This window comes from Sulfitobacter sp. IGS-18, from assembly GCF_059628195.1.
In genome coordinates, this window is record NZ_CM184556.1 from 1818752 (window position 1) to 1835184 (window position 16433).

A 16433-nucleotide genomic window follows, 5' to 3' on the forward strand; every position below is an offset into this window, starting at 1 on the left:
ATGAAGCATCATGTGGTGCCCCTGGCCATGCGGTGGGCGAGCCGGATCGCCTCGATCATGCTGGTGGGGTTGGCCAGCCCCTTGCCCGCGATGTCGAAGGCGGTGCCGTGATCGGGCGAGGTGCGCACGAAGGGCAGGCCCAGGGTCACGTTCACGCCCCTGTCGAAATCCAGCGTCTTGATCGGGATCAGCGCCTGATCGTGGTACATCGCCACCGCCGCGTCATAACGCGCGCGGGCGGCGGCGTGGAACATGGTGTCGGCGGGCAGGGGGCCGGTGAGGTCAAACCCGGCGCCGCGCATCCCGGCGATCAGCGGTGCGATCCAGTCCAGCTCCTCGCGGCCCATGGCGCCGCCTTCGCCCGCATGGGGGTTCAGCCCGGCGATGGCAAGGCGGGGAGCGGCGATGCCGAAGAGGTCGCGCAGGCCCGCATGGGTGATCTCGATGGTGCGGCGCAGGCTGTCGGGGGTCAGGGCCAGCGGCACCTCGGACAGTGCGATGTGGATCGTTGCCGGGACCACGCGCAGCTGATCCGAGGCCAGCATCATCACCACCTGAGAGGCACCGGCAAGGGCGGCCAGGTATTCGGTATGGCCGGGATAGGCAAAACCGGCCCCGTCCTTCAGCGCCTTCTTGTGGATCGGGGCGGTACACAGGGCGCAGGCCCTGCCATCGCGCACCATCCCGACCCCGAGCGCAATCATGTCGATCACGCCCTGCGCATGTTCGGGGCGCGCGGCGCCGGGTGTCATGGCGGGGCCAAAGTCATGCGCCAGCACCGGCAACGCATCTGAAGAGATCCCGGCCGCCTCTGCCGCATCGGTGACGACGCGATGCGGGACATCGGCGGGCAGGTGGCGCGGATCGCCGAGCCAGAGCATCGAGATTTCACCGGCCAGGGCCATCCATGCGCGGGCGGCCACTTCGGGTCCGATGCCTGCGGGTTCACCGCAGGAGATCACCACAGGCCTGTCCTGCAGCGCGCCGTCCCGGGGGGCTTCGGTCATTTCATGATGATGCGGGCATCGGCGCGCAATTGTTCCGTCAGCTGGTCCGCATAGCCTTGCAGTTTGCGCTGGCGCAGGCTCGACACCACGGCCTCGCGGCTGACCTCGGCATTGGCCTCGGCGGTGCGTTTGCACAGCATCAGGAACACCAGCGTCTGCCCGCTCGCCCGCGTCAGCGCGGTCGAGCTTTCACCCGGATCGAGCTTGGCCAGTTCGATCGCGATGTCCTGCGGGATTTCCGCCGGTTTCTTGGCGCCACGGTCCAGCACGCTTTCGGGCTGGCCCTGGGCCACGGCATAGAGATCGTTGCAGGTGTCGACCTCGCTGCGCACGCGGGCCGCCTCGTTCAGGGCCGCTTCGCTGCGACCGCCGGGGATGTAATAGGCGGCATATTCGATTTCGGAATAGGATTTGGCGGGCGCGCCGGTTTCCTCGATCCCGCGCAGCTGGAACAGCGCCACGGCATTGGGAATAGGCAGCGGCGATGTCACCTCACCGGGGGCGAGCGCCAGCAGGATGGGGGCCAGCGAGGGCGGGAGTTTCTCCAGCGGGGTCCAGGGCATCCGGCCACCCCGGCCACGGGAGGCGGTTGCGGAATACTGCTGGGCATAGCGGGAGAATTCGGCCTCCGACTTGCTTTGGGCAATCCGGTCGGCCAGCGCGTTGACACGTGCGGCCTGCTGCGGCGGGGCGGGGATGATGATTTCCGACAGGAGCACGCGGATGCCGCTGCCCGCGCCGCTGCGGCCAAGTTCGCGGTCGATCTCGGCGTCGGAGATGTTCACCTGTGCGCCATAGCGGGCGCGGATCAGGTCGCGCCAGGTGAGTTGGGTGACGACGAAATCGCGGAAAGTCTGCTGCGACACGCCGGATTGTTCCAGCGCGGTGGTGAATTCTTCCACGCTGAGATTGGCGCGGGCGGCGAAATCGGACAGTCCGGACTGGACCGCCTCGTCGGACAGTTTCAGATCGAACCGGGCGGCGAATTCGTCGTGCAGACGGTCATTTATCAGCTCGTCGATGACATTCTCGCGGTCCGCGCCGGGGGCGTTCAGCAATTGCATGAAGCGCTGCCGTTGCTGGACCTCGAATTCGGTGACGATCCTGTCATTCACGCGCGCCACGGGGGCATAGAGGTTCTGCGCCATGACGGCGGGCGGCACCAGCAGGCACAGCGCCAGTCCAAGGGCCACGGCCCACCTTGAGATGGACGCCCACCTTGAGATGAACGCCCATCTTGAGATGAACGAAGGTGTCGGTCTGATCAGTTCCGGCATGAGCGCACGTATCTTTCTGTTCCGTTGGAGGCGGCAAAGCCCCTGAGCCCGATGTTAAAACCGATATTGGTTGAGGGCTCAACACTTGTTGAAGTGGAATAGCGCCGATTGACCGAAAGGTCGACCGATACGCATTCATTGTTGTAGGTCAGGCCGAGCCCCGCCGAGGCGGCGCGGTCGTCGGCCACGTCGAATCGCCAGTCGGCCGAGGCGGTCCATTGCCGGTTGATCCGGTAATCGCCATCAAGCGCGATCTCGGAGACTGCCTGGGTGCGGTCCTCGGCCGGATCGGCATCGAGCCAGACATAGCTGCCGCCCAGGCGTCCGCGGGTAAAGTCCCAGTCGCCGCGCAGCTCGGCCTTGGCAAACTGGAAATTGTCGTCGAACAAGCCGCGCCCGGTGAGGGACAGGCCCTGCGCGGTCTTGATCTGGCCCGCCAGCAGGAAATCCGAAGAGGTGCCTGCCAGGCCGGATGTCGTGGTGAATTCAAGGTCGGATTTCTCGCGCAGGACCTGACCGATGGTCAGATGCGCGTCCCATCCGGTGGGGTCAAAGCGCGACCAGTTGACGCCGATGGCCGCCACCGCATGTCTTTCGCGCCGGTCGGGCCGTGGAAACCGCGACAGCGACAGCAGGTTGCCTTCGTCGAATTCGACCCGGGTGCTTTCATCATTGGGGATGGGCAGACGGTTGCCGCCGGACCAGCCGATCTGAGCGATCGGTTCCAGCAGCTGGGAGACGCCGCCCCTGCCGCGCCGGATCATCGGATAGCGCAGGGCAATGGCCGCCGCCGGCACGATGTCGGAGTGGTTCTGGGCAAAGCTGCTGTCCTGCACGATATCGAAGGCATTGAAGCTGGCGCCGATCTGCCCGTCCGCAACCAGCCCGTTGCCAAAGGTCATGCGCCGCAGCCATTTGACTTCGCCGTGCAGGCGGGCCACGTCGCGCCCGATGATATCGGCATCCGAGGTGCGCCGGTGGCTGTGTGCCTGAATGCGCATCCGCAACTCGCCGCCGATGCCCGAGGGGAACAGCCGCCGCTCGTAGTCGCCGTCCAGCACGATGGTGGGCAGTTCGTCGTTCACCTCCGTATCGCGGAGGGATTCGAAATTGTAGATGCTGGCGCGCACATAGGCGTCGCGCCGCGCGCGGCTCACGGTAATCTGGCTGGAGAGGCGGTCCTTGGCGGAATAGCCGTAGTCTTTCAGATAGGCGGGGTCGCTGGTGGTTTCGATCCCGAATTCCAGCACATAGTCGCGCGCCAGGTCGAACCGGCCCACGCCAAAGAGATATCCCCGGGTTTCGCCGGGGCGCTGGTCGTCGCGGGTATAGGCGCCGTCGAACTGGATACGTCCGGACCGGAAGGCCTGGCGGTAGCGGAATTCGAGGGTCCGGGTGGCGCTGGACAGATAGGGGCTCAGGGTCAGGTCGCGGTGTTCCCCGAGCTTGATGAAATAGGGAAGCTTGAAACCGGTGCCCAGTTGCGAGGTGGTCCGGATCGAGGGCTGCAGGAATCCGGTGGCCCGTGCCAGCGTCGGGTCGGGCAGGCGCAGGCGCGGCAGGTAGAAGATCGGGACGTTGCGGATGTGGAAGGATGCTTCGTCGAAATAGAGCTGCTGTTCGAGCTTGTCGTGGATCACCCGCTTTGCCCTGATCTGCCAAAGCGGTGCGCGCCCGTCCTCGCAGACTTTGCAGGAGGTCACGGCGGTCTTGTAAAGCTGGCTGTAGCGCCCGTCGACGCGGTTGATCTGGTTGGCGGCCAGTTGCAACTGCTGGTTCAGGATCAGCCGGGCACCCCGCAACAGGCCGTTCTGCAGATCCGGGTCCAGTTCCGCCGCATCCGCCAGGATCAGCGTGTCCTCGCCCTCGGAGATGACGATGGGCCCCTCGATGGTGAGCGCGCCGGTGGTCTGGTTGTAGCTGATCGTGCGGGCGCGCAGGCGGGTTTCGCCCTGAAAGGCCTCCACGTTGCCCTGGGCCACCAGCGTCCGGTCACGGGTCAGGAAGACCTGGTCGGCCACCAGCACCGCCGCGGGTGGCGTGCCCTGCTGTGCCCCGGCGATCAGCGGCATCACGGTGAGGGCCAGTATGAGCAGCCAGCGGCACACGCGTTTATCCATCCTCTGCATGCAGGAGCAGGCCAAGTGCCAGCAGGATCGCAACCGCAGGCGGCGCCCAGGCGGCGAGCAGAACGGGAATCTGCCCGTTCTCGCCAAGGATTTGTGCGAAGCTGCGAATGAAATACAAGGTGAACCCCAATAGCACAGATGCCAGTACAGCGACCCCTGTACCACCAAATCTGGTATGCCGCATGGTGAAGGCGCTCGCAACAAGAACCATCGCCATCAGGAAAAACGGCCGCGCGAACTCGGCCTGAAGCCAGACCCGGTGCTTGCGGGGGCTGAAGCCTGCCTGCTCCAGCTGGCGGATGAAGGCGGGCAGCTCATAGATCGAGACCGCGCCGGGCGCGCCGATGCTTTCGCGGATCCGCTCCACCGTCAGGGAGGAGGGAATGGTCAGCAACGCGTGGGTGGTGGCATTGCCTTCGGCATTGACCCCGGCCTCCAGCGGCCATGACTTGGCGTCGCGCAAGCGCCATTCGCGGTCGACCAATGCGGCCGATCCGGCCTCGATCCGGCGCACCGGCCCGCGGTCATGCTCATAGGTGATGAAGGTCACGTCATAGAGCACCGAGGCATCCGCATTCGAGCGCCAGGCGCGGATCACGGTCTGCCCATCGACATTGCCCTGGCGCAGCCACAGCCCTTCGTCGCTGATCGACAGGGCAGAGGCCCCGTCGGCGCGGTAGCTTTCGGAGAGCTGCAGATAGCGGTTGTTGGTGGCCGCCACGATGGGGTTCAGCATGCCCACGGCCATCACACCGATGATCAGCGCAACCACCACCGGTGCAATCAGGGCGCGCAGGGCGGAGCGGCCCGCGGCCCGCGTCACCACCATCTCGGAGGAGCGGGCCAGCGAGATGAACAATGCCACGGTGGCAAGGATCATGATCAGCGGCAGGATCAGGTTGATGGTCTGCGGCGCGTTCAGCAGGGTCAGCCCCAGGATGCGCTGCCAACCCAGGTCATAGCTGCCGAACCGGCGCGCCTGTTCGACCGCATCGACCAGCATCACCAGCGCGAACAGAATCGCGGTGATGGTGACAAAGGTCACGGCAAAGCGCCGTGCGAAATAGAGATGCAGGATCATGCGGCGGCCCCCGGTCTGCGGCGCCGCAACAGGCCGGGCCGAGATGCCACCGAAAGCATCGCCACCACCAGGATCGCCCCGACAAGCACCGGCATGTACATCAGCGGCCAGTTGGCGGGATCGGTCAGCACCTCGTCCACCAGCGCGCCGCGAAACCCGTCGATTGCGATCAGCAGGCCAAAGGCGATGACGACCTCGCGCCAGACCCCGAAGCGCGAGAAGCCGCCCAGCAACAGGGTGGAAAAGCCGACCATCGCCGCCACCACGCAGAACAGCGGCTGGGCAAAGCGGGAATGGAACTCTTCCGCGATGGTGCCCAGGCTGTCGCCCGACTCCCTCGACAGTTGATCCCAGGAGGTCAGGAAAGCCGGTGTCGTCAGATTTGGCGTCGAGATCTGCCGCCCGGCAGACTTGCTGACAAGTGCCGAGATATCAAAGGAAAAGTCCCGGAACTTTGCCGTGGCCAGCCGTTTGGTTTCCTGGTTCAGGCGCTGTGCCAGCCCGTCCACCATGATCAGCGTCGTGCCCTCGCCATTGCGCACCAGATAGGCTTCGGCGGCGGTATAGATCACCCCTTCGAGCGCATTGCGCCGGTCGGACAGGAAAACATCGCGCAGCACGCCGTCGGTGTCGATCAGCCGGGTGTAGAAGGTGACGTTTTCGCCCGGATGCAGGAAGGTGCCTTCGGTCAGCAGCCGTGCGGTGACGTTCTGGGAAATCTCGTTTTCGCGCTGGCTGAGCTGGCCCTGCGCCATGGGCACCAGAAAATGGCTGAGCACGGACATCATGCCCGCCACGCAGAGGCCGTAGATAAACACCGGCCGCGCCAGCCGCCAGGGGCCGGAGCCGGTCGATTGCAGCACGGTCAGCTCGCTTTCGCTGCTCATCCGGTTGGTGACATAGGCCGCACCGGCAAAGGCGGCGATGGGCAGCACGGTCAGGATCAGCTTGGGCAGGCCAAGGGCGGTGAACTCCAGGAACACCAGCGCCGACTGACCGTCCCCGATCAGCCGGTCGAACAGCAATACCGCCCGGTTGATCCAGAACAGCGCCACCAATACAAGCGCGAAAAAGCCGAACAGCAGCAGAAACTGCGACAGCATGTAGCGGTCAACTCTGGCCACTGCGATCCCCCCAAGGTGTCATCCGGCGCTCTGACGGCGATGTTGAATGCGACAATAATGTAAAAGAAGCGGGGGGAAAACTGGTATCTGGTCATGGGCGGGCAGGCGCGTTAGGTCTTTGTGGGAAACCAGAACAAGGGCTCTTTCATGACCGACCTCACCCCGATCCGCTTTTCCCCGACCGACATCGACAAAATCGCGGCCCATGAGGGCCGGATCGCCGTTTTCGTCAATCCGGAGGGGCGGCTGGACGCAGGCGCGCGCCGGGTCAACAAACTGATGCGCGGGGCGCTGGCGCGGCTGGTCGAGGGCGAGGCCTTTGCAAAGATGAAGCCTGGGCAGTCTGTTGCGATGGCCTATCCCGCCGGTCTGGCGGCGGAAGCGGTGGATGTTGTTCACCTGCCGCGCCGGATCAGCGTGAAGGAGGCACGCCGCGCAGGCGCAAGCCTGGCCAAGGCGCGCGGCACCGCAGATCTGCTGGTGCTGGCGGCGGGCATGCGCCGGGTGGCCGAGATGGGTTTTGGCCTTGCGATGCGCGACTACGGTTTTGAAGACCACAAGAGCGCGCCGAAAGAGCGCGAGGGCAGCGTGACCATCATGTGCAGCAAGCCCGACGCGGCGCAGGCACAGGCAGAGCCGCTGATGGCGGTGGCCGAAGGCGCCTTCATGACCCGCGATCTGACCAATGCGCCCGCCAATGTGCTGACGACGACCGAATTCGCCGACCGTCTGGCGGCGATGGAGAAACTCGGCCTCAAGGTCGAGGTGCTGGAAGAGGTCGAACTTGAAAAACTGGGCATGCGTACCCTGCTCTGTGTGGGGCAGGGTTCCGACAGCCCCTCCAAGGTGGTGGTGATGCGCTGGGAAGGCGGGGCCGGGGATGCGGCACCGCTGGCGCTGGTCGGCAAGGGCGTGGTGTTTGACACCGGCGGGATCAGCCTGAAACCCGGTGCGGGCATGGAGGACATGACCATGGACATGGGCGGCGCGGCCGTTGTGGCCGGGGTGATGCGCAGCCTTGCGCTGCGCAAGGCCCGGGCCAATGTCGTGGGCCTGGTGGGGCTGGTGGAGAACATGCCGTCGGGCAATGCGACCCGCCCGGGCGATGTGATCACCTCGATGAAGGGGGATACGGTCGAGGTCATCAATACGGATGCCGAGGGGCGCTTGGTGCTTTGCGATGTGATGTGGTACGCACAGGACCGGTTCAAACCCGCCGCGATGATCGACCTGGCCACGCTGACCGGGGCCATCATCATCGGGCTGGGCCACGAGAACGCGGGCGTCTTTTCCAACAATGACGGATTCTGCGCCGAGTTCCTCAAGGCGGCAGAGGCCGAGGGCGAAGGTGCCTGGCGGTTGCCGCTGGGCCAGGCCTATGACGACATGCTGAAAAGCCGGATTGCCGATATGAAGAACATCGGCGGACGGGCAGGCGGGTCGATCACCGCGGCCCAGTTCCTGCAGCGCTTTGTGAAGGAAGAGACACCCTGGATCCACCTCGATATTGCCGGGGTCGCTTCGGTCAAGTCGGAGACGGCGCTGGCCCCCACGGGGGCGACAGGCTGGGGTGTGGCGGCACTGAACCGGCTGGTGGCCGACCGTTTCGAGACCGAGTGATCCGGCGATGGGCGCGGCCTATTTCTATCACCTGACGCGGCGGCCCCTGGTCGACACCCTGCGGATGCTGCTGGACCGGTCGCTGGCCCAAGGCTGGCGCGTGGCGGTGCGCGGCACCGATGCGGCGGGGCTGGAGGCATTGGACCGCGCCCTGTGGCTGGGCCCCGACGAGGGGTTCCTGCCGCATGGCATGGCAGGCGGGCCGCATGATGCGGCGCAGCCGGTGCTGCTGACCACGGCCGCCGCTGCCGCGAATGCCCCCGCCTGCGTCATCTCTGTGCAGGGGGCCGAGGTGACAGCGCAGGAGGTCGCGGCGCTGGAACGGGTCTGCGTGCTTTTCGACGGCGATGATGACCTGGCGCTGAACCGCGCCCGCGACCAGTGGAAGCTGCTGAAGGAGGCTGGCGCCGCTGCGCAATACTGGTCGGAGGAATCGGGCCGCTGGGAGAAAAAGGCGGAAACCTGAGCCGCAGACGACACCGGCACGGCAACAGCCAGGGCCGCCCGCGCAGCCCCCGCGCAACATTTGACTGCGCTTACCGGGTGAGGATCAACTCTCCGCCGGTGATTTCGATACGGCCCCAGCGCTGCAGATAGCCCATGCCCAGCAGGGATTGCCGCATCTCGCCCGCGTTCACCACGGCGGCGACATCGGTATCCGTGACCGCACCCAGGGTGACGGTATCCAGCGTGACAAAGGCGGTGCGTACCTCGCCGTTGGCGGTATTGGCGGTGCCGTGGAACTTCAGGCTGTCCGGGTCGACCCCGGCGCGGCGCGCATCGGCCTGGGTCAGCACCAGATCGGTGGCACCGGTGTCCACCACGAAACGGATCGGGGTGTCGTTGATGTCGAGCGTCAGGTAGTAATGGCTGTCGCGCGATTTGGGCACGATGATCCGGTCACCGCCCGTCAGCACCATCTGCGGATGCCGCGCATCGCGGCTGATGTCCTGCCAGAGCCCCACGGCGGCGGCGCCGCCGACAAAGATCATGCCCCAGACAGCGGCATGTTGCAGGCTGCGGTTCAGGCTTTCGCGCGATTGCAGGATGAACCAGCCGATCACCATGGTGCCGAGCACCACCAGGTAGATCAATTGCATTGTGTCGATACCGCCCATCTATCGCCTCTCCTCCGGCTGGCTACCGATATAGATAGGCGCGGCGGGCGATGATGTCAGCCCGCGCCGGGGCCGAAACCGAAGGCGCTGAGCCCGTCGAGCACGAATTGCACCGACAGGGCGGCCAGCAGCATGCCCAGCAACCGGGTGATCACGTCGATCCCGGTCTTGCCGATCACATGTTCCAGATAGCTGGAGGCCTGCAGCAGCAGGGCCATCACCACAAGCGTGAGCGCGGTGATCCCCAGCACCGTCACCAGCCCCTCGGCCCCCGGGCGTTCGCCGGTCAGCAGGATCACCGAGGCGATGGAGCCGGGACCGGCCATCAGCGGGATCGCCAGCGGAAACACCGAAGGATCATCGACGGAGGTCTCGTCGGTGCGGTCCTCGCGCCGTTTCGTGCGCCGCTCGAACAGCATGTCGAGGGCGGTCAGGAACAACAGGATGCCCCCCGCGACCCGGAAGGCGGGCATGGAGATGCCGATGAAGCCCAGAACGGCCTCGCCCAGAAAGGCAAAGAGGGTCAGCACCAGGCCCGCGACCAGCACCGCCCGCCAGGCCACGCGCCGCCGCTGGGCGCGGGACATGCCGGGCGTCAGGGCGATGAAAAGCGGGGCAATGCCGATCGGGTCGATCACCACGAACATGGTGACCAGTGCCGTGATCATATAGGCGGTGTCGAGCGTCATGATGCCGTGATCCGATTGCGGGCTGCGCCCACTCCATTGTTTTGCGGGGGCGCTGCCCCCATCGGCCAGAGGCCGATTCCCCCGGGAATATTTTTCGCCAAAAAGAAAGTCAGGCGGTGGCTTTCTCCAGCTTTTCCTGTGCCGACAACCAGAGTGTTTCCGCGCGTTCGAGCGCCTGCATCACTTCGGCGTATTTCTTGTTCCAGACTTCCAACTCGCCCAGCTTGGTATCTTCGTAGAGGGCGGGATCGGCCAGCTTCTTGGCCAGTTTATCGCGCATTTCGTTGATTTTCTCAACGCGGGCTTCGGATTTGCGGACTTCCGAGCGCAAGACAAGGATATCTTCGCGGCTGGCGCGCTTTACCTTGGGCGTCTCCCTGGGCTTGCTGTTCTTGCTGACCGGACGGGTCGGCTGCAGCAGCATCTTGCGGTAACTTTCCAGATCGTCCTCGTAAGGGGTGACGGTGCCGTTCGACACCAGCCAGAGCCGGTCCGCCACCATGGAGAGCAGGTGCATGTCGTGGCTGACCAGGATCACCGCGCCGGAATATTGCGTCAGCGCCTCCACCAGCGCCTCGCGGCTTTCGATGTCGAGGTGGTTGGTCGGCTCGTCGAGGATCAGCAGATGCGGCGCGTCCAGCGTCGCCAGCAGCAGCGACAGCCGCGCCTTCTGACCACCCGACAGGCGGCCGACCTCGGTTTCGGCCTGATCGGCGCCAAGACCGAATCCCGCCAGCTGCGCGCGCAGTTTGGAATGCAGCACGCCGGGGCGTGCGCTGATCATGTGCTGCAGCGGGGTTTCGTTGATGTGCAGCTCGTCCACCTGGTGCTGGGCAAAGAATCCGATGCGCAGCTTGTTGGCCTTGACCGCCTTGCCGTCCATCAGCACCAGCCGGTCCGACAGCAGCTTTGACAGGGTCGATTTGCCCTGACCGTTCTTGCCCAGCAGCGCGATGCGGTCGTCCTGGTCGATGCGCAGGTTCAGCCGGGACAGCACCGGCTGGCCCGGGGTATAGCCTGTGGAACCGCCCTCGATGGAGATGATGGGGGGCGAAAGCTCTTCCGGTTCGGGGAAGGTGAAGACCCGTTTCGCCGCCTGTTCGGGGGTCGAGATCATGTCCATCTTCTCGATCATCTTGAGGCGCGACTGGGCCTGTTTGGCCTTGGAGGCCTTGGCCTTGAACCGGTCCACGAAGGCCTGCATGTGGTCGCGGCGGGCCTGTTGTTTCTTGGCCATGGCGGCCTGCACCGCGCGCTGTTCGGCGCGCTGGCGGGCGAATTGGTCATAGGGGCCCTGATATAAGGTCAGCTTGCGGTCTTCCAGATGCAGGATACCGTTCACGGCCCGGTTCAGCAAACCGCGGTCGTGGCTGATGATGATGACCGTATGGGGATACCTGGCCAGGTAGCTTTCCAGCCAGAGCGCGCCTTCGAGGTCGAGATAGTTGGTCGGTTCGTCGAGCAGCAGCAGGTCGGGCTGGGCAAAGAGCACGCCCGCCAGCGCCACGCGCATCCGCCAGCCGCCCGAGAAGTCGGAGCAGGGCATCTGCTGTTCGGCGTCGTCAAAGCCCAGCCCCTTGAGGATCGAGGCCGCGCGCCCTTCGGCGGACCAGGCGTCGATATCGGCCAGCCGCGCCTGGATGTCGGCGATGCGGCCGGGATCCTTTGCCGTCTCCGATTCCGCCATCAGTGCCGCGCGTTCGGTATCGGCGGCCAGCACGGTGTCGATCAGCGAGACGTCGGAGGAGGGGACCTCCTGCGCCACGCCGCCGATCCTGGCCCGGCTGGGCAGGCTGATGTCGCCGCCGTCCAGCGCCAGTTCACCGCGGATGATGCGGAACAGGGTGGTTTTGCCCGCGCCATTGCGCCCGACAAGGCCAACCTTGTGACCTTCGGGGATGACGGCGCTTGCCTCTTCAAAGAGCGGACGGCCCTCGACGGAGTAGTTGATTTCGGAAATGCGTAACATGGACGCGGTGTGGACCAAGTTGCAGGCCCCGTCAATCGCGGCTTTTCAAGCCCCGGACCCCATGGTAGGGAGCGCCAAATTCAACACCCCGAAGGAGCAAGCCACATGGCCCTTGAGCGTACATTTTCGATCATCAAGCCCGACGCCACCCGCCGCAACCTGACCGGCGCCATCAACAAGAAGTTCGAGGATGCCGGTCTGCGCATCGTGGCGCAGAAGCGGATTCACCTGACCAAGGCGCAGGCGGGCGAGTTCTACAAGGTGCATGCCGAGCGCCCCTTCTATGACGAGCTGTGCGAATTCATGGCCTCCGCGCCGATCGTGGCTCAGGTTCTGGAAGGCGAAGGCGCCATTGCCAAGAACCGTGAAGTGATGGGGGCCACCAACCCCGCCGATGCCGAAGCCGGCACCATCCGCGCCGAATTCGCCGAAAGCGTTGGCGAAAACTCCGTGCACGGGTCGGACGCGCCCGAGACGGCAGCGGTCGAGATCGCCTATTTCTTCTCTGGCCTCGAACTGGTCGGCTGAGGCGGGCCTGACCGGAAGAGGGCGCGCCTGCGTCTTCGCTTAAGGTCTCCGATTTCTGACGCCCTCGCGGGAAACCGCGGGGGCGTTGGCGTTTTTACGCGTAACTTTCGAACAATGCGGGCCCGGGCCGTCTGCCTGTGGTATGGGTTCCTGATTGGAACACCTTGGAACTCTCGGGAACATATGGGGGAAGGCGCCATGACACCCGCGCTTGGCCGGATCGTTATCTATACCGGGAAGATCGACCAGATGGCCGATTTCTATGCGCGTCACTTCGGCTTTACGGTGAAGCGCGCTGAGGGGGATCGCATTGTGGAACTGGTGCCGCAAAATGCCGGTCTCAGCCTTCTTTTGCATCCCCTGGCGGCGAAACAGAAGGAAGGTCAGGTTCTGATGAAGCTGGTGTTTGACGTCGAAGATGTCGCGGCGTTCTGCGCGGCAGCCAGCGCCAATGGGCTGGTGTTCGGAAAGGTCCATCAGGCGGATGGATACAGCTTTGCCAATGCCAAGGACCCGTCGAAAAATTCCATTCAGGTATCGAGCCGGGCTTTCGCCGGGTCATGATCGGGGTCTGAGCCCGGTGGTGCTGCTCAGATGCTGGCGTAATCGGTGATCTGCGGCGGTTTGGGTTTGGGCTTTTGCGCCAGGCTCTGGTCCGGCGCGGGGGCCGGTTTGGGCGGTTCAGGGCGCGGATCGGGGTCATGGCGGGCCATATGACTGCTCCTCAATACAGGCGCGGGTTTGGCGCCCGGCTCAAAGGCTTGCGCAAGACTGTGCCGACAGCGGGGCTGAATTAAGGTGATAATAGGGCGTTATTGCGTTATTGCGTTATGGCGTCTGGGTGATCCGGTATTCGGTGCTCTGTTGCCAGATGCGGCCCGGTTCCAGCGTGATCTGCGGAAAATGCCCATGATGCGGGGCGTCCGGCCAATACTGCGGTTCCAGCGCCATGGCGTGAAAGGGGCGCAGGCTTTGGCCGCCGGGCAGGGCGCCGGGCGTGTCGGGCAGGAAGGCCCCGTTATAGACCTGAAGTCCGGGCGCATCCGTGGCGATGCGCAACTGCGTGCCGGTGCTGCCGGTCAACCAGGCCACCGGGCGGATCTGCGCAGCGGGTGCATCGGAAAGGCAGTAGTTCAGGTCCAGCGCGCTGTCGCGCGGCACCGGCCGGGGGCTGCGAAAGTCGAAACGGGTCTCTGCAAGCGGGGCCACAGCACCCCGGGGCAGCCGCTGTGCATCTGTCGGCAGGTAGTGCGCGGCGTCGATCCGCAGATTGTGGCTGGTGATATCGCCAAGCCCGTCAAGGTTCCAATAGGGGTGATGGGCCAGGTTCATCGCGGTTGCGCGGTCGGTTTCGGCACGCAGCGTCAGGCTCAGCAGCGCGCCGGTCAGCCGGTAGTCCGCGCGGATCACGCGGTTGCCGGGCAGGCCACCTTCGCCATCTTTCAGTTCGATCCCCAGAGTCAGATGGTCGGCACTATGCGTCAGGACGTTCCATGCATGGCTGTGCAGGCCGTCGGGGCCGGAATGCAGGGTGTTTTCCCCTTCGTTCCGGGGCATCTGCCGGGGCTGGCCGGACAGGGAAATCCTGCCGCCCGTGATTCTGTTGGCCACCGGGCCCACGATGGCACCGGCATAGATCGGCAGCCGCGCATGATCTTGCGGGTCGGCAAATCCCAGCACGAGGTTCTGTGTGCCGCCCTGCAAATGCAGCCCGACCAGTGACGCGCCTTGGGGCAGGATCTGCGCCGTCAGCGCGCCGGAGCGGATGGTGAGGGGGGCAAAGGGCGACATGGCCCCTTGATGCGGTCTGCATGCGGCGCAGGCAAGAGGCGGCAGGGGGTTTGCACAAAAATTGATCACTGTGATCTGAAAACGGGCGAAATGCCCCGCTGGCCCCGCGCAAAGAATTGCGATGGCGGTGCGGGGAGGTAGGTTGATCGGTGACCATTCGGGAAAGGACAGCCGATCACTTCTTTTGCGCCGCAGGACTGGCTTGATGCCGTGCCGCTGCAGCCCCGCACCCGTGGGGCTGGCAGCATCGCCGTGCGCGCCGCTGCGCAGGGGGAGACGCGGCTGGCCAACCTGCGCCAATCCGGGGCGATGAAGCTGGTGCTGCCGCGGGTTTTCCGCCCCGACATCGAGGCGGTGATCGTGAACACGGCGGGGGGCGTGACCGGCGGTGACCGGTTGCAGCTGGAGGCGGTGGCGGGTGCCGGGGCCTGCCTGACGCTGAGCACGCAGGCGGCGGAACGGATCTACCGCGCGCAGCCGGGCGAAGTGGGGTGCGTGGACACCCGGCTTGAGGTGGCGGCGGGGGCGCGGATCAACTGGTTGCCGCAGGAAACGATCCTGTTTGACCACGCCGCCCTGAACCGCCGCCTGACCGTTGATCTGGCCGCCGATGCGGGGTTCCTGATGGTGGAAACGCTGGTCTTTGGCCGCGCCGCCATGGGCGAGGTCCTGCACGAAGTGCATCTGCGCGACCGCATCCGGATCAACCGGGAGGGCGCGCCGCTCTATCTGGACGGGATTGCGCTGGAGGGCGATGTGCAGCGCCATCTGGCGCGGCCTGCCATCGCGGGCGGCGCCGGGGCGGTGGCGACGCTGGTTTTTGTGGCCGTTGAGGCCGAGGCGCAGTTGCGGCCCCTGCGCGCCTTGCTCCCTGAGACGGCGGCGGCCAGCCTGCTGCCGGGCGGGGTGCTGGTGGCCCGTCTGCTGGCATCGGACAGTTTCGAGCTGCGCCGCGCCGTGATCCCCGCCCTGATGCTGTTGAACGATGGGCAAATGCCGCTGAACTGGAGACTATGAGATGCAATTGACCCCAAGGGAAAAGGACAAACTGCTGGTGGCCATGGCCGCCGAAGTGGCGCGCAAGAGGCTGGCACGCGGTGTGAAGCTGAACCATCCGGAGGCGATTGCCCTGATCACCGACACGGTGGTGGAGGGCGCGCGCGACGGCCGTTCCGTGGCCGACATGATGGAGGCGGGGGGCCATGTGCTGACCCGTGACCAATGCATGGAAGGCATCGCCGAGATGATCCACGACGTACAGGTCGAGGCGACCTTTCCCGATGGCACCAAGCTGGTGACCGTTCACAACCCGATCCGCTGAAAAGGAAAATCCATGAAGATCATATCGACCCTTGGCCTTGTCGTTCTGGCTGCACCGGTGGCCGCCCATACCGATGCGGGGCTGCACCTGCATCCGCATGTCTCGGACGGTGCGGCGGCCTGGCTGCCGCTGGTGCTGGGCATGGTCACCATCGTCACTGCCGTCGCGGTGACGGCGGGACGTGCGGCCATCCGGGCACGCAACACACGGGACCGCCGCAAATGATCCCCGGCGAAGTGATCCCTGCCGCAGGCGACATCACCCTGAACGCGGGGGCGGATGCGGTGGTGCTGATGGTGGCCAATACCGGCGACCGTCCGGTGCAGGTGGGCAGCCACTATCATTTCGCCGAAACCAACCCGGCGCTGGAATTCGACCGCGCCGCCGCCCATGGGCGTCGTCTGGACATCGCCGCAGGCACTGCCGTGCGCTTCGAGCCCGGCCAGCGCCGCGAGGTGGCGCTGGTGCCTTATGGCGGCAAGCGGGTGGTGTTCGGGTTCAATGGCAAGGTGATGGGGGCTTTGGATCAATGACCCTTGCACGCGAGAACAATGCGCAAAAGTTGCGCTACAAGAACCCAGTCTTCGTTGATGCCGAAATATTGGAATACCACGATTGCGATGTGAAGGCAGACGCTCGGTTTCATTTGACAGCTCCTATAAAGAGCAGCGGTTTGCCGCTCTGGAGCCTCCCAATCTTCACACATCCGATTGGCTGTGCGGCAAAAGTCGTGCTGCCTCTTCTTGCCGCCGTGAAACCCAATAGAGAAAGCGCTTAGC

General features: G+C 65.1%; 19 protein-coding genes. 9 read left to right on the forward strand and 10 right to left on the reverse strand.

What is annotated here, in order from left to right; translation table 11 throughout:
* Window positions 1-8: 8 nt before the first annotated feature.
* The 5 genes from pdxA to lptF form a co-directional block, all read right to left on the reverse strand.
* Entirely contained in the window at window positions 9-1007 is a 999-nt protein-coding gene (gene pdxA / locus ACWNZ3_RS08750; protein ID WP_496901847.1) for a 4-hydroxythreonine-4-phosphate dehydrogenase PdxA, read from the reverse strand.
* Window positions 1004-2155: a peptidylprolyl isomerase gene (locus ACWNZ3_RS08755; RefSeq protein ID WP_496901893.1), complete on the reverse strand. Its 1152-nt coding sequence runs from the start codon at window positions 2153-2155 to the stop codon at window positions 1004-1006. Before ACWNZ3_RS08755 ends, pdxA begins: the two co-directional genes overlap by 4 nt.
* Before the next feature lie 116 nt (window positions 2156-2271).
* Window positions 2272-4404 (reverse strand): LPS-assembly protein LptD, encoded by a 2133-nt coding sequence (locus tag ACWNZ3_RS08760; RefSeq protein ID WP_496901848.1) that lies wholly within the window; start codon window positions 4402-4404, stop codon window positions 2272-2274.
* Window positions 4397-5494, reverse strand: a complete 1098-nt coding sequence (lptG, locus tag ACWNZ3_RS08765; protein WP_269366395.1) for an LPS export ABC transporter permease LptG — start codon at window positions 5492-5494, stop codon at window positions 4397-4399. The genes ACWNZ3_RS08760 and lptG overlap by 8 nt, the downstream gene beginning before the upstream one ends.
* On the reverse strand, window positions 5491-6618 hold the full coding sequence (lptF, locus tag ACWNZ3_RS08770) for an LPS export ABC transporter permease LptF (RefSeq protein ID WP_269366394.1): 1128 nt from the start codon (window positions 6616-6618) through the stop codon (window positions 5491-5493). Before lptF ends, lptG begins: the two co-directional genes overlap by 4 nt.
* Window positions 6619-6765: 147 nt before the next feature.
* Here lptF and ACWNZ3_RS08775 point away from each other — a divergent pair, with 147 nt between their 5' ends.
* Together ACWNZ3_RS08775 and ACWNZ3_RS08780 are read left to right on the forward strand one after the other, a co-directional pair.
* Window positions 6766-8238, forward strand: coding sequence for a leucyl aminopeptidase (locus ACWNZ3_RS08775; RefSeq protein ID WP_496901849.1), 1473 nt, complete (start codon window positions 6766-6768; stop codon window positions 8236-8238).
* Window positions 8239-8245: 7 nt separating this feature from the next.
* A complete protein-coding gene (locus tag ACWNZ3_RS08780) occupies window positions 8246-8704 on the forward strand; it encodes a DNA polymerase III subunit chi (RefSeq protein WP_269366390.1) in 459 nt (152 codons plus the stop codon).
* A 70-nt stretch (window positions 8705-8774) separates the two neighbouring features.
* Here the strand turns inward: ACWNZ3_RS08780 and ACWNZ3_RS08785 are convergent, their stop codons facing one another.
* From ACWNZ3_RS08785 to ACWNZ3_RS08795, 3 genes are all read right to left on the reverse strand, one after another.
* Window positions 8775-9356, reverse strand: coding sequence for a retropepsin-like aspartic protease family protein (locus ACWNZ3_RS08785; protein WP_269366389.1), 582 nt, complete (start codon window positions 9354-9356; stop codon window positions 8775-8777).
* A 56-nt stretch (window positions 9357-9412) separates the two neighbouring features.
* Window positions 9413-10045, reverse strand: coding sequence for a MarC family protein (locus ACWNZ3_RS08790; protein WP_114276537.1), 633 nt, complete (start codon window positions 10043-10045; stop codon window positions 9413-9415).
* Window positions 10046-10154: 109 nt separating this feature from the next.
* Complete coding sequence (locus ACWNZ3_RS08795; protein WP_496901850.1) at window positions 10155-12014, reverse strand: ABC-F family ATP-binding cassette domain-containing protein; 1860 nt, start codon at window positions 12012-12014, stop codon at window positions 10155-10157.
* A 105-nt stretch (window positions 12015-12119) separates the two neighbouring features.
* Between ACWNZ3_RS08795 and ndk the strand changes: the two genes are divergently transcribed.
* A complete protein-coding gene (gene ndk / locus ACWNZ3_RS08800; RefSeq protein WP_071972037.1) occupies window positions 12120-12542 on the forward strand; it encodes a nucleoside-diphosphate kinase in 423 nt (140 codons plus the stop codon).
* A 198-nt stretch (window positions 12543-12740) separates the two neighbouring features.
* Complete coding sequence (locus tag ACWNZ3_RS08805; protein ID WP_496901851.1) at window positions 12741-13106, forward strand: VOC family protein; 366 nt, start codon at window positions 12741-12743, stop codon at window positions 13104-13106.
* A gap of 26 nt (window positions 13107-13132) precedes the next feature.
* Here the strand turns inward: ACWNZ3_RS08805 and ACWNZ3_RS08810 are convergent, their stop codons facing one another.
* Complete coding sequence (locus tag ACWNZ3_RS08810) at window positions 13133-13255, reverse strand: hypothetical protein (protein ID WP_269366385.1); 123 nt, start codon at window positions 13253-13255, stop codon at window positions 13133-13135.
* Window positions 13256-13370: 115 nt separating this feature from the next.
* Entirely contained in the window at window positions 13371-14333 is a 963-nt protein-coding gene (locus ACWNZ3_RS08815; protein ID WP_496901852.1) for an aldose epimerase family protein, read from the reverse strand.
* 210 nt (window positions 14334-14543) lie between these two features.
* On the opposite strand from ACWNZ3_RS08815, the gene ACWNZ3_RS08820 reads away from it, so the two are divergent.
* From ACWNZ3_RS08820 to ACWNZ3_RS08840, 5 genes are read left to right on the forward strand one after another with little or no spacing between them, the layout of a single operon-like run.
* The gene (locus tag ACWNZ3_RS08820) at window positions 14544-15350 is read left to right on the forward strand and encodes an urease accessory protein UreD (RefSeq protein ID WP_496901854.1); all 807 of its coding nucleotides are present in this window, start codon (window positions 14544-14546) and stop codon (window positions 15348-15350) included.
* A gap of 1 nt (window position 15351) precedes the next feature.
* Window positions 15352-15654: an urease subunit gamma gene (locus tag ACWNZ3_RS08825; RefSeq protein WP_067292577.1), complete on the forward strand. Its 303-nt coding sequence runs from the start codon at window positions 15352-15354 to the stop codon at window positions 15652-15654.
* Window positions 15655-15666: 12 nt separating this feature from the next.
* A complete protein-coding gene (locus ACWNZ3_RS08830) occupies window positions 15667-15879 on the forward strand; it encodes a hypothetical protein (protein ID WP_269366382.1) in 213 nt (70 codons plus the stop codon).
* On the forward strand, window positions 15876-16187 hold the full coding sequence (locus ACWNZ3_RS08835; protein ID WP_269366380.1) for an urease subunit beta: 312 nt from the start codon (window positions 15876-15878) through the stop codon (window positions 16185-16187). The genes ACWNZ3_RS08830 and ACWNZ3_RS08835 overlap by 4 nt, the downstream gene beginning before the upstream one ends.
* Complete coding sequence (locus tag ACWNZ3_RS08840; protein ID WP_496901855.1) at window positions 16184-16432, forward strand: hypothetical protein; 249 nt, start codon at window positions 16184-16186, stop codon at window positions 16430-16432. Before ACWNZ3_RS08835 ends, ACWNZ3_RS08840 begins: the two co-directional genes overlap by 4 nt.
* Window position 16433 lies beyond the last annotated feature (1 nt).